At 68.0% G+C, this 12,686-nt stretch carries 11 protein-coding genes; 6 read left to right on the forward strand and 5 right to left on the reverse strand.

Features of this window, described 5'->3' with window-relative positions; genetic code table 11:
* Positions 1 to 116 precede the first annotated feature (116 nt).
* Together ACZ6DT_RS22415 and mihF are read right to left on the reverse strand one after the other, a co-directional pair.
* Positions 117 to 1,265, reverse strand: coding sequence for an isochorismate synthase (locus ACZ6DT_RS22415; protein ID WP_465598401.1), 1,149 nt, complete (start codon positions 1,263 to 1,265; stop codon positions 117 to 119).
* 109 nt (positions 1,266 to 1,374) lie between these two features.
* Positions 1,375 to 1,686, reverse strand: coding sequence for an integration host factor, actinobacterial type (mihF, locus tag ACZ6DT_RS22420; RefSeq protein ID WP_005155963.1), 312 nt, complete (start codon positions 1,684 to 1,686; stop codon positions 1,375 to 1,377).
* A gap of 451 nt (positions 1,687 to 2,137) precedes the next feature.
* Here mihF and ACZ6DT_RS22425 point away from each other — a divergent pair, with 451 nt between their 5' ends.
* On the forward strand, positions 2,138 to 3,775 hold the full coding sequence (locus ACZ6DT_RS22425) for a long-chain fatty acid--CoA ligase (RefSeq protein ID WP_465598404.1): 1,638 nt from the start codon (positions 2,138 to 2,140) through the stop codon (positions 3,773 to 3,775).
* A gap of 99 nt (positions 3,776 to 3,874) precedes the next feature.
* The gene (locus ACZ6DT_RS22430) at positions 3,875 to 5,155 is read left to right on the forward strand and encodes an ABC transporter substrate-binding protein (protein WP_465598407.1); all 1,281 of its coding nucleotides are present in this window, start codon (positions 3,875 to 3,877) and stop codon (positions 5,153 to 5,155) included.
* On the opposite strand, the gene ACZ6DT_RS22435 is transcribed toward ACZ6DT_RS22430, so the two are convergent.
* Positions 5,124 to 5,579: a hypothetical protein gene (locus ACZ6DT_RS22435; RefSeq protein ID WP_465598410.1), complete on the reverse strand. Its 456-nt coding sequence runs from the start codon at positions 5,577 to 5,579 to the stop codon at positions 5,124 to 5,126. The genes ACZ6DT_RS22430 and ACZ6DT_RS22435 overlap by 32 nt on opposite strands.
* 58 nt (positions 5,580 to 5,637) lie before the next feature.
* Here ACZ6DT_RS22435 and ACZ6DT_RS22440 point away from each other — a divergent pair, with 58 nt between their 5' ends.
* Positions 5,638 to 6,237: a TetR/AcrR family transcriptional regulator C-terminal domain-containing protein gene (locus ACZ6DT_RS22440; protein WP_465598413.1), complete on the forward strand. Its 600-nt coding sequence runs from the start codon at positions 5,638 to 5,640 to the stop codon at positions 6,235 to 6,237.
* A 228-nt stretch (positions 6,238 to 6,465) separates the two neighbouring features.
* Here the strand turns inward: ACZ6DT_RS22440 and ACZ6DT_RS22445 are convergent, their stop codons facing one another.
* A complete protein-coding gene (locus tag ACZ6DT_RS22445; RefSeq protein ID WP_465598416.1) occupies positions 6,466 to 6,900 on the reverse strand; it encodes a hypothetical protein in 435 nt (144 codons plus the stop codon).
* 176 nt (positions 6,901 to 7,076) lie between these two features.
* Between ACZ6DT_RS22445 and ACZ6DT_RS22450 the strand changes: the two genes are divergently transcribed.
* The 3 genes from ACZ6DT_RS22450 (at position 7,077) to ACZ6DT_RS22460 (ending at position 11,069) form a co-directional block, all read left to right on the forward strand.
* Positions 7,077 to 8,798, forward strand: a complete 1,722-nt coding sequence (locus tag ACZ6DT_RS22450; protein WP_465598419.1) for a TIGR03767 family metallophosphoesterase — start codon at positions 7,077 to 7,079, stop codon at positions 8,796 to 8,798.
* A 246-nt stretch (positions 8,799 to 9,044) separates the two neighbouring features.
* Positions 9,045 to 10,310: a C39 family peptidase gene (locus ACZ6DT_RS22455; protein WP_465598422.1), complete on the forward strand. Its 1,266-nt coding sequence runs from the start codon at positions 9,045 to 9,047 to the stop codon at positions 10,308 to 10,310.
* A gap of 111 nt (positions 10,311 to 10,421) precedes the next feature.
* Positions 10,422 to 11,069, forward strand: coding sequence for a gamma-glutamylcyclotransferase family protein (locus tag ACZ6DT_RS22460; RefSeq protein ID WP_465598425.1), 648 nt, complete (start codon positions 10,422 to 10,424; stop codon positions 11,067 to 11,069).
* Here ACZ6DT_RS22460 and ACZ6DT_RS22465 read toward each other — a convergent pair.
* A complete protein-coding gene (locus ACZ6DT_RS22465; protein WP_465598427.1) occupies positions 11,047 to 12,666 on the reverse strand; it encodes an FAD-binding oxidoreductase in 1,620 nt (539 codons plus the stop codon). The two genes, ACZ6DT_RS22460 and ACZ6DT_RS22465, sit on opposite strands and share 23 nt — an antisense overlap.
* Between the last annotated feature and the right edge of the window lie 20 nt (positions 12,667 to 12,686).

Below are 12,686 nucleotides of genomic sequence, written 5' to 3' on the forward strand. Positions count from 1 at the left end.
GAACTTCGGACTCAATTTTGTCAACCGAAGCCTCCAAGACCCTCTAACCCCTGTGTTTCTTCCTCGAACCGCGGTAGTTGCACGCGCAAGGACCGCGTTCAGAGGACGAAACGCGTCTAGATCTCCAGGCCCATGGCGGCCAGCAGGGTGCGGAACTTCGCCGAGGTCTCGTCCAGCTCCGTCCGCGGGTCGGACGCGGGCACGATGCCGCCGCCGGCGTACAGCCGCATGGAGGTGTCGGCGATCTCCGCGCACCGGATCCCGACGGCCCATTCGCCGTCCCCGGCAGCGTCGACCCAGCCGACGGCGCCCGCGTAGTACTCGCGGTCGAACGGCTCCAGCTCCCGCACCAGCGAGCGCGCGGCGCCGGTCGGCGTACCGCAGACGGCGGGTGTCGGGTGCAGCGCGGCGGCGAGTTCCAGTGCGGTGATGTCCTCATCGAGCAGCTCACCGGTGACGGTGGTCGAGAGGTGCCAGATCGCCGGCGTCGTGACGAGTTCGGGGCCGCGGACGTCGAGGGTGCGGCAGAACGGCCGCAGGATCTCGACGACGGACTCCACCACCACGGCGTGTTCGACGTGGTCCTTTTCGGACGCCAGCAGCGCCTCACCATTCGCCTTGTCGATCACCGGGTCCGCCGACCGGGGCATCGACCCGGCGTGCGGCCGGGACCGGACGGCCCCGCCGGTGCGGGACAGCAGGAGTTCCGGGGTGGCGCCGACCAGCGTGCGCCCGCCGGGCAGCTGCGCGGCGTAGGTGGCGTGCCGGGGGTTCCCGTTCGCCAGGTTCCGGACGACGCCGGCGACCGGAACGGCCTCTGGAAAGTCGAGATCGAGCGCGCGGGCCAGGACGACCTTGCGCAGGTCCCGGTCGCTCAGCGCCGAGACGGCCGCGCGGACGGCGGCCAGATGCGCCTCCGGCTCGGGCACGGGGGTGACCTTGACCGGCTGCGGAAGCGTGGTGCGCGGCGGGACGGCCGCGTGCTCGGACGTCGCGCGATGGACCACGCGCGGGAGCACCAGATGGCCCGGAGTGCCCGTGGTGCCACTGGTGTCGAAGGGCAGCACACCGACCGCGATCGACGCGCCCGAGTCGGCGAACAGTCCGGGGAGCACCTCGGAAAGCCGCGCCGGATCGGTGTCGGTCGCGGTGGCCGCGGTCCCGCTCGCGAGGAGCGCGTGCCGGGCCGTGGCCAGGAGGAAGTCGCCCCGCTCGTAGCGGGCGGCCAGGTCTGCCGGGGTCGCCGGTGCGGTACTGGTCGTCACCCCACCAGCGTCCCAGGCTCCGGCTGAGACCAGGGAAAAGTGTTGTCCGGGCAACAGCCTCTGTAGACAACACCTTCCCCCGGGCAACCCTGTGACCTGGGCGGAATCGTTACTTCAGCGCCTCGAGGAGGGCCTCGCGCTGCCGCTCGCCCAGGCCGGCGGCGCGCCGGTCCGGGTCGATTCCGGCCTGCTCCAGCAGAGCGGCGACCTTGACCGCGCCCAGACCGGGCACGGCCTTCAGCAGCTGCGTGACCTTCGTCTTGCCGATGGTCTTGTTCTCCTTGGCCTGCTTGAGCACCTTGTCGATGCTCTCCTTGCCGGACTTGATCGACGCAAGCAGCTCGGAGCGCGCTTTGCGAGCCTCAGCCGCCTTGGCGAGGGCATCGGCGCGCTGCTCCGGAGTCAACGTGGGCAGAGCCAACGTAGTAGTCCTTTCATCTCAGGTCTCCGCTTTCGCGGCCGACGGCCTTTAACCATGCTTGCAAGAGCAAGCGCTGGCCAGCCGTCTCTGTACCACGGCTCCAGTAAACGCCACCCGTTCCTCGGCCGTGAAACCGACACGCACTTATTACCCCTCGACCACGTCACGGGCAACCCGCCTCAGCCTGCGGAAACACGCCGTTCGGGCGGCGATTCGCCCGCGTTCATCACCCTTATGAGCGATGTCGGGACTTCGCACTGTCAGCCATTTTTCGTTTCATGGCAGGAAAAATGCGAATTATTGATGACCTTGACCCGAACCGGGGAACACCCGTTAGCGCGACACTGTACCGAACGGTTGCCTGCGACGTTACTGACCAGTTCACCCCACCCGCATTAGAGTCGGCCCCAACCCCAGCTTCACCGGAGAACGAGCACCACGGGAGTACGCGATGTTGAGCACAATGCAGGACGGACAGCTGTCACTGGGCAAGCTGCTCCGCCACGGCGCGAGAGTGCACTCCGAGAGCGAAGTCATCACCTGGACCGGTTCAGAAGCCCGCCGGGAGACCTACGGCGAACTCGGCAGGCACGCGGCCCGCCTGGCGAACGCGCTCCGGAGCCTCGGCATCACCGGTGATCAGCGGGTCGGCACCTTCATGTGGAACAACGCCGAGCACATGGCCGCGTACCTGGCCATCCCCGCCATGGGCGCGGTGCTGCACACGCTCAACATCCGGCTGTTCCCCGAACAGCTGGTCTTCGTCGCCAACCACGCCGAGGACCGGGTCGTCATCGTCGACGGCACGCTGGTCCCGTTGCTGGCCAAGCAGCTGCCCGAGCTGAAGACCGTGCGTCACGTCATCGTGGCCAACGGCGACCCCGCCACCCTTCCGGCGCCCGACGGCGTCCAGGTGCACTCCTACGACGAACTGCTGGCGGGCCAGCCGGACACCTTCGACTGGCCGGAGGTGGACGAGCGGTCCGCCGCCGCGATGTGTTACACCTCGGGGACCACGGGTGACCCGAAGGGCGTCGCGTACTCCCACCGGTCGATCTGGCTGCATTCCATGCAGGTCACGATGTCCGACAGCATGCGGCTGGCGCAGCACGACAAGGCCCTCGCGATCGTCCCGATGTTCCACGCGATGGCCTGGGGCATGCCGTACGCGGCGTTGATGGTCGGCGCCTCGCTGCTGATGCCGGATCGCTTCCTCCAGCCCGCCCCGATCGCCCAGATGCTCGACATCGAGAAGCCGACCTTCGCCGGCGCGGTCCCGACGATCTGGCAGGGCCTGCTGTCCCACCTCGACGCGAACCCACAAGACATCTCGCATCTGCGTGAGGTCGTCGTCGGCGGCTCGGCCGCGCCGCCATCGCTGATGCACGCCTTCGAAGACCGCTACGGTGTGCCGATCCTGCACGCCTGGGGCATGACCGAGACGTCGCCACTGGGCAGCGTCGCGCGTCCGCCCGCCGCCGCGACCGGCGAGAAGGCGTGGGAGTACCGCTACACCCAGGGCCGGTTCCCGGCGTCCGTCAGCGCCAGGCTGATCGGCGACAACGGCGAGGAACTGCCGTGGGACAACGAAAGCGTCGGCGAGCTCGAGGTGCAGGGCCCGTGGATCGCGGCGTCGTACCACGGCGGCACGAGCGGTGACCAGCCCGACCCGGAGAAGTTCCACGACGGCTGGCTGCGCACCGGCGACGTCGGCAAGATCAGCCCGGACGGCTATCTCACGCTGACCGACCGCGCGAAGGACGTCATCAAATCCGGCGGCGAGTGGATCTCCTCGGTGGAGCTGGAAAACCAGGTGATGGCGCATCCCGCGGTGGCCGAAGCGGCCGTGGTCGGCATCCCCGACGAGAAGTGGGACGAGCGGCCGCTGGTCGCCGTCGTGGTCAAGGAGGGCCAAAGCGTCACGGCCGGGGAACTGCGCGAGTTCCTGTCCGACAAGGTCGCGAAGTGGCAGCTTCCGGAGAATTGGACCTTTGTGGACGAAGTCCCGAAGACCAGTGTCGGCAAGTTCGACAAGAAGCGGCTGCGAGCGTTCCACTCCGAAGGCAAACTCGACGTCAGTCAGCTCTAACGGGTTAATCTCCCGCGCGCCTGCCCTTCCGTGAAGGCCATCTTGAGGGACTCTGGTCCCCAGAGATGGCCTTCACGGCGTTCGGCGAAGGGTTTGTTGGTGCGCAAGACAAACAGGCGAGCGTTCCTGGCGCTGGCGGGGACCACCGCGTTCTCCGCGCTCTCTGCGCTCTCTGCCTGCGGGTCCAACACCGTCCAAACGGGAAGCCCGCCCCCTTCGACGGCTTACTCCGCCGGAGTGACCAGGCCGAAACCGAAATCGGTGGCTCTCACGCAGTGGTACCACCCGTACCCCGAAGCCGGTGTCCAGGAAGCCGTCACGCGCTACGCGGCCGCGTATCAGAAATCCAAGGTCTCGGTGCAGTGGAATCCCGACGACTACGAAACGAAACTGAACGCCGCGCTGCAGGCGGGCCCGGTCCCGGACGTCTTCGAAGGCCAGGTGACCGTCGACCGCGTCCGGCGGAACCTCCTCGTCCCGCTCGACGACGTCATCGGACCCGTGCGCGAGGATTTCAACCTCTCCGTACTGGCCGCACAGACGGTCGACGGCAGGATCTACGGCATCCCGCAGGCGCTGGACACCCAGGTCCTCTTCTACCGCAAGAGTTTCCTGCAAGAGGCCGGTGTGCGGCCGCCGCAGACGCTCGACGAACTCGTCGACGCGGCGAAGAAACTCACCAAGGACGGTGTCAAAGGACTGTTCGCCGGCAACGACGCGGGCGCGGCGGCGCTGGCCGGACCGTTGCTGTGGTCGGCGGGACTCGACTACGTCAAGGACGGCAAGTCCGTCGGCTTCGACGATCCGCGCGCCGCCACGACGTTCGCGAAACTCCACGAACTCAACGGTTCGCTGCTGCTCGGCGCTTCGACGGACTGGGCGGATCCACTCCCGTTCATCGACGGGCTCACGGCCATGCAGTGGACCTGGCTGTGGAACCTGCCGAAGATCCAGGACACGGTGAAGGACGACTTCGGCATCCTGGCCTTCCCCCGGCTCGACGCGGCGGGCGCGCCGTCCGTTCCGGTCAGCGGGTTGAGTGCGATGGTGCATTACAAGAGCCTGAACCCCAACGCCGCCAAGGATTTCGTCAAGTGGCTGTGGCTGGAGCGCACCGACTTCCAGCGGGAGTTCGCCACCGGGTTCGGTTTCCACCTGCCCGCACGGCTGAGCGTGCTCGACAAGGTCGCCGCGGCGGCCGACGCGGCGAAGCTGGTCAAGGAGGACGGCCGCGCCGCCGGTCCACTGTGGACACCGACGGCGAACACCGCGCTCGTCGACGCGCTGGGCCGGATCGCCCGCGACGGCGCGGACCCGGTCGCCGAGACGAAGGCCGCGATCGAGGCCGTCAAGGCCGAACTGGGCCGCCTGTCCGCGTGAGCCGCCGCGAGCGAACGTAGGCGACGACCAGGATTATCGACAGGATCACCGCACCGCCGTCGGTGACCAGCGTCGGCAGTACGCCCGGCCGGCCGTGTTCGGCGATCGCGGCCCGGTGGACTTCGAACGGCACGACGTACACGCCGAGCGCCTGGCCGATGTTGACCGTGAGCACCGGCCAGAACAGCCAAGGCCGGCGAAACCACACCAGGAGACCGAGCGCGTTGCCGACGATGAAGACGTTCCCCACCAGCCGCAACGCGCTGAGGCAGGCGGGCGCGTCGCCGGATTCCACGCCTTTGAGCCGCATGCTCGCTTCGATCAGGCTCAAATCGATGATCACGTAGTTCTGCAGCGTGGTCCCGAGCACGAAGACGATCGAGCACAGCACCGTGACCAGGCGGAGCTTCGAAGTCCAGTGCATCACTTCCCCCGTTCTCTATCAGTGATAGAGAACGATCTATCACTGATAGAGTCCGCGGGTGGCACGTAAAGGCTCACTCGACCTGGCCAAGATCACCGACGCCGCCGTCGAACTGCTCGACGAGGCCGGTCTCGCCGAACTGAGCACCCGGCGCCTGGCGGCGAAGCTCGGCGTCAGCTCGCCGACGCTGTACTGGCACGTCAAGGACAAAGCCGAACTGCTGGACCTCGTCGCCGAGGCGATCTGCGCCGACGCCTTCGAGATCGACCCGGACCTGCCGTGGCGCGAACAACTGGCGAGCGGGCTTCGCCAGTTCCGCGCACTGTTGCTGTGTCATCGGGACGCGGCCGCGCTGCTGCGCGTGCGGCCACCCACCGGGCCGCACCGGCTGGGCCATATCGAGACGACCGCGCGGATCCTGCTGGAGGCCGGCTTCTCCGAAGAGGACACCGCGGGTATCTCACGGCTGCTCACCGCGCACGTGCTCGCCTCGATGGAAACCCTCCCCGCGCGGAAGCCGGACGAAGGGTTCCTCGAACGGCTGGCGGCTTGTCCCCACGTGGCCAGACTCGGCCCCGCTTTCGCGACGCAAAGCGGCGAGGACCTGTTCGAGCTAGGCGTCGAGGTGATCCTGGACGGGCTCGAAGCCCGGCTCTAGGCCGCGTCCCGCCGATGAAGACGTGACGAGCCACGGCGGTCGTGAGTGACATCGAGTTCTTTCCACGAGACACCGACTGTGTGGAAATAGGGACACCGAACGTCCCTATTTCCACACACCTCTCACCCCCGGTGACACTTCAGGCGCTCGCAAGTACGTCAGGTGACCGGACGGGGGCGATGGGGTCTTCCCCTCACTCTGACGTAGCGAAGAACGCGCCTGTCGGCTCTAGTCCCCGGAAACGCCCCAGATCGCCAGTTCGACGGCGACGTCGTCCTCGTAGAGCAGCGCGCAGTTGCCGCTCCAGCGCGGCCGGCGTTCGAACGGCAGCCGTCCAGCCTTGTCGAGTTCGTCGAAGGCGGCGACGGATGGTTCCTCCGTGCCGAACGCGGCGAGGAGTTCGGCGTCGGTCAAGGGCCGGATGGTGCCGAAGTCGTCCTCACCCGTGGCGCTGATGAACTCGTGGACGTCGAGCACGGAATGGGTCCCGGACTCCTGGACGCTCTCCACCTCGTACAGCTCGTCGATCGAATCCGGGCGGCCGAGTTCGTCCCCTTCCCAGAGGTAGTCGCCCTCCTCGAAAACGCGCGCCTTCATCGCGTCCAGCGCCGCCCCCGGGTCGCCGTCGAACCGGCCGCGGACAGACCAAGCCGAAGCACCCACCGGGGCCACCTCCTCGTTTCGCCGAGTGGCCAGCGTAACCAGCCCGCTTGGCTCCTCGGCCATTCGGCCGAACGTGACAAAGTTTCGCATTACCCTTTTCTGGCGTTCACCCCACGGCTAACGTCGTCCGGCATCGTCCTTCGCGACGACCACCCGCGACGACTGGGGGCACCGCCATGTCCGACATCTCGAGGCGCACCTTCACCACGGCGGGCGCCGCCGGCGTCGGCCTGCTGCTGTGCACACCGACGGCCAACGCGCTCGACCGGGCGCTGGCGCGCACTTCGGCCCGCGCGGTGCGCACCGCGGGCACCACCCTCGAAGCCGCGGCGGCCCCGCGGAAAACCGGTCCGGCCTACACCCGGCTGACCGCGGGCCCCGGCTGGCCGCTCGTGGTCCGGGGTGACCTCGCCGCGCCGAAGGCCGGCCGCGACGACCGGCGCCGCGCGATGGCCTCCTTCGCGCAGTTCACCGACCTGCACTTCACCGACGCCGAAAGCCCAGCGCGGTTCGAATACCTGCACCCGTTCGTCGGTTCGGCGCACCGGCCGCAGGAGACGCTCGGCCCGGTCGCGACAACGGCTCTGGTGGAACGGGTCAACAGCCTGAAAGCCGGCCCGTTCACCGGTCGCGCGATCGACTTCATGGTCACCACCGGCGACAACACCGACAACCACGAGCTGATCGAACTCGAATGGTTCCTCAAGGTGCTCAACGGCGGCACGGTGAACCCGACCTCGGGCGACCCGAACGCGCACGAAGGCGTCCAGACGTCCGGGTCTTCGCACTACTGGAACCCCGGCAAGCCGCTGGACGACGCGTACACGAAGAAGGGCTTCCCGCAGCTGCCCGGCCTGCTCGGCGCGGCCTCGAACACCTTCACCTCGCCCGGTCTCGACGTCCCGTGGTTCTGCACCTTCGGCAACCACGACGACAGCATCGTCGGCACGGTGCCGGACCTGCCGGGGATGGACGCCTGGTACACCGGCCGCTTCAAAGTGATCGGCAAGGACGAGACGACGTCGCGGAAACTCGCCAAGGCGATCGGCTCCGGCTCCGGCGTCCCGATCACGGAGCTGTTCGGCGGTTCCGGCACGATCCGCGAGGTCACCCCGGACGAACGGCGGCGGCCGTTCAGCACCGCGGAGTTCGTGCGGCACCACCTCGATTCCGCCAACACCGGCCCCGGCCCGGTCGGCCACGGGTTCAGCGAGAACAACGCCGACGGGCGGAACGTGTACTACACCTTCCGCATCGCGCCGGGCGTCGTCGGCATCAGCCTCGACACCACGACGATGGCCGGGCTGGCCGACGGGTCCATCGGGCTCGGGCAGTTCACCTGGGTGGAGAACACGCTCAAGCGCAACAGCTCGACGTACTACGACTTCTTCGGGCGCAAGGTCACGCAGAACGTGACGGACGAGCTGTTCATCCTCTTCAGCCATCACACCAGCGACACCATGGGCAACGTGCTCCCGGACGCGCGGCATCCGCTGGAGCTCCGGCTCAACGGCGACACGTTCGTCTCGCTGCTGCACCGGTTCCCGAATGTGCTGGCGTGGGTCAACGGGCACACGCACCACAACAAGATCACCCCGCACGTCGGCAAGACCGCGAAGCGGGGCTTCTGGGAGATCAACACCGCTTCGCACATCGACTTCCCACAGCACGCGCGGATCATCGAGGTCGCCGACAACGCCGACGGCACGCTTTCGCTGTTCACGACCCTGATCGAGGCGGAAGCCCCGTACGAGGCGCCGTACTCGGACACCTCGACGCAAGCGCTTGCGTCGTTGTACCGGGAGTTCTCGTACAACGACATCCACGCCTCGCTGTCCGCCGTCGGTACCGCCCAAGACCAGAACACCGAACTGCTGCTGCCGAACCCGCTCGCCTGAGTTCCGCCTCCAATCACGCGAGATCGCCGCCCAATCACGCGAGTTCGCCGCCCAATCACGCGAGATCGCCGCCCAATCACGCGAGTTCGCTCTCCAATCACGCGAGTCGTCCGTCGCCGCCCGGCCGAACGACGTGATTCGCGTGATCGGGGGCGGAACTCACGTGATTGGAGGCGGAACTTTACATACCTCGCGTAACCGGCGAAAATTCCTTCCCGACCGGGTGGACTCGAGGATGGAGCCGGGATGCGCGGACGAGGGCTGGTCACGTTGCTGACGATCGCGACGATGACGGCGGTGACGGCACAGACGGCGGAGGCGGGTCCCGGTCGCCCGGACGACGAGTCGATCGACTACCACGAATGGTCCGGTCAGCACGGTTTCCGTGACGGCAGGCTGGAGGGGCTCGACCTCGACCACGGCGCGCTGCGCATCGGCCGCCCGATCGGCACCATCGAGCACACCGAACCCGAACTCGGCACCACGAAGACCTACGAATACGGCCAGTGGACGTCACGGAGTCACACGCAGGGCTTCGACGCCTCCCAGCTGGTCGCTTCGTGGAACGCGAAGACACCGGCCAAGACCTGGCTCAAGGTCGAGGCGAAGGGCCGCACCGCGACGGGTGCGGAGACCTCCTGGTACGCCATGGGCCGCTGGGCAGGCGGAGACGCCGACATCAAGCGCACCAGCGTCGACGGCCAGAGCGACGCCAACGCCGCGGTCGACGTCGACACGCTGGTCATGAAGGCGGGTGTCGCGCTCCGCTCGTACCGGCTGCGGGTCAGCCTGTACCGCGAGGCCGGTTCCCGCGCCACGCCGTCGGTGACGTCGGTCGGCGCGATGACGTCGCTGGTCCCGGACCGTTTCGAGGTCAAGGCGACCAAGCCGGGCCGCGCCACCGGCATCGAGCTCAAGGTGCCCGCCTACGCGCAGAACCTCCACAAAGGACAGTTTCCGGAATACGGCGGTGGCGGCGAGAACTGGTGCAGCCCCACGTCCACCGAAATGGTCGTCGAGTACTGGGGCAAACGGCCCAAGCGCGCGGACATGACGTGGATTCCGGAGGGTTACGTCGATCCGACCGTCGCGTACGCCGCCCGCTACACGTTCGACTACGCCTACGACGGAACGGGCAACTGGCCGTTCAACACCGCGTACGCCGCTTCACTGGGACTGCGTGGGCACATCACCCGTTTGCACTCCTTGAACGAACTCGAGAACTACATCGCGCGCGGCATCCCGGTGATCACGTCACAGTCGTTCAAGGCCGAGGAACTCGACGGCGCGGGCTACGGCACCGCCGGGCACATCATGGTCGTCGTCGGCTTCACGAAGGACGGTGACGTGATCGCGAACGACCCGGCGGCGAACAGCAACGACCGCGTCCGAAATGTCTACAAACGACACCAGTTCGAGACGATTTGGCAGCGCACCAAGCGGTACAACACGAATGGCGGCGTTTCCAGCGGTCCTGGCGGGGTCGCCTACATCATCACGCCGGGACACTGAATCGTTCCCCACCCGAGCGGATGTCGCGATCCGGGCCTGTCACATGGCAGGCTACAGAGTCGACGACTCGGAGGTGGGCATGTCGTACGAGGTCCAGGGCTTCGCGGTGACGTGGTGAAACTCTTCACCGACGCCGATTTTCCCGCCGAACCGTATCCGGGAGCACGGCCGGGGCATTCGTTCGTCCACTTCGACGGCGCCGGGCACAGTCTCGACACCGCGCCGGAGGGCTGGCGCGAACGCCAGGCCGTGCTCGCCTACGGGTCGAACGCGTGCCCGGCCAAGATCACCTGGTTGCGGGAGAACATGGGGCTGACGGGTCCGGTCGTCGTCTGCCACGCGCGCTGCACCGACCTCGCCGCGGTCTGGGCGTCCGGCCTGCGGTTCCGGGACGGGCAGCGCCCCGCGACGCTCGCCGCCGCGCCGGGTGTCGTCGAGGAGCACTCGGTCTGGTTCGCGACGCCGGACCAGCTCGCCGTCCTCGATCGTTGTGAGGGCAACGGACAGCGCTACAAGCTGGTGCGGCTGACCGCGCCGGCCATCACGCTCGACGACGGCACCGTGCTCGACGACGTGGTGGCCTATGTCGGCGCCGCGGACATCCGCCTGCCGATCCTCGTGGACGGCAGGCATATCCGCGTCGCCGACCTCGAACAGCGCCGGGCCGCGGCGCTGGAGGGCATCCCCGCCGAAACGCACGGCCTGGACTGCACGCTGATCGAGGCCGCGACCTTGGTCAGACGAGCTTCCCGGGATTGAGGATCCCGGTCGGATCGACGGCCTTCTTCGCCGCGCGCAGCACTTCGACACCGAGCGACCCGATTTCCGCCGCCAGATAAGGCGCGTGGTCGACGCCGACGGCGTGGTGGTGCGAAATGGTGCCGATACCGGTGATCGCCTCCGACGCCGCCGCCTTCGCCCGCTGCCACTGGCCGATCGGGTCGGCCTCGTCGCGTGCGGTGAGCACGGTGAAGTACAGCGACGCGCCCGTCTCGTAGGCGTGCGAGACGTGGCACATGACGATCGCGTTGCCGAGGGTCGCGGTGAGCGCGGCGCGGACGGCGTCACGCAGGTCGCTCAGTTCCGCCCAGTACGCGGCGGTTTCCAGGGTTTCGACGCAGACACCGTTGTCCATCAGGGCATCCCGCTGCCGCGGCCCGGAAAAGCGGCCGCGACGCCAGGATTCGCCGAGGGCGGTGCCGATGCGGACGGCACCGAACGGCGCCAGCACGCGGGTGGTCTCCTGACGGCGCCGGGTGACTTCGCGTTTCGAGGCGCCCTCCCAGCCGACGATCAGCAGGCAAGGCGCGTGGACTCCCCGCGCCTTGAGATACCGGCGGAGCGCCTTGGTCTTCAAGCTGTCGTTGAGCGCGAGCGAAACCTCGCTCTCGTCCACATCGGACAGTCTCGTGACGTCCGCGAGCACCTGTCGTTGGGCGAGTTCACGGACGGCGTCGGTGCCGTTCTCCCAGCCGTCCAGGACATACCCCTCATAACGGCGCACTTCCGGCACCGGGCGGACACGGAGGGCGACCTCGGTGATCACGCCGAGCGCGCCTTCGCTGCCGATGGCGAGGTGCCGCAGGTCGGGTCCGGCGGCCGAAGCCGGCGCGACGCCGAGCTTCCATTCGCCGCGCGGGGTCGCGAGCCGGACGCTCGAGACCATGTCTTCGAACCGGCCGTAACCCGCCGAGGCCTGCCCGGCGGACCGGGTCGCGGCGAAACCGCCGATGGTGGCGCGTTCGTAGGACTGGGGCACGTGCCCGAGGGTGAAGCCGTGCGCGGCGAGCAGCCGATCGGCCTCCGGACCGGTGACCCCGGCTTGGAGGACCGCGATCCGGGACACCGGGTCGACGGAGACCAGCTCGCCGAGCCCGGTGAGGTCGAGCGCGATCACCGCGCTCTTGTCCCCGCGCAGTGCCGAAACCCCGCCGACCACCGACGTCCCGCCACCGAACGGGACGACGCCGACGTCGTGCCGTGCACAGATTTCCAGTACCGACTGGACTTCGGCGGGATTCTCCGGCAGGACGACGGCGTCCGGCACCGGAAGATCACTGAAGCCCCGGCGCCGCATCAGATCCAGATAGGACAGACCGCCTGCTCGCGCGAGCCGTTCCCCCGGCGCCACCAGGACATGCCCGGCGCCGACGAGCTCCTCCAGGTCTCGTTTCGGCTGTTCGCCCAGCGCCGAATCGGAAACGAACAGGGCGGAAACCTCCGCGAACGGCGCCGCGGAGCCCAGCGGGCCGATACGCTGGACGAGCCACCGCAGGGCTTTCGCCGGAAGGTGGGCCGCGTCACCGGCTTCGGGCGTCCAGGATCGTCTTAACCGGTGGTCAATAAGCTCCGTCACGACTACAGTGTTACATATGG

The sequence above is a fragment of the Amycolatopsis sp. NPDC041971 genome (assembly GCF_055588925.1).

What these genes read in the sequence shown, in the direction of transcription:
- ACZ6DT_RS22450 (WP_465598419.1), top strand. Translation starts at nt 7,077, where the DNA reads ATGTCCGACATCTCGAGGCGCACCTTCACCACGGCGGGCGCCGCCGGC.
- ACZ6DT_RS22455 (WP_465598422.1), top strand. Translation starts at nt 9,045, where the DNA reads ATGCGCGGACGAGGGCTGGTCACGTTGCTGACGATCGCGACGATGACG.
- ACZ6DT_RS22435 (WP_465598410.1), bottom strand. Translation starts at nt 5,579, where the DNA reads ATGCACTGGACTTCGAAGCTCCGCCTGGTCACGGTGCTGTGCTCGATC.
- ACZ6DT_RS22425 (WP_465598404.1), top strand. Translation starts at nt 2,138, where the DNA reads ATGTTGAGCACAATGCAGGACGGACAGCTGTCACTGGGCAAGCTGCTC.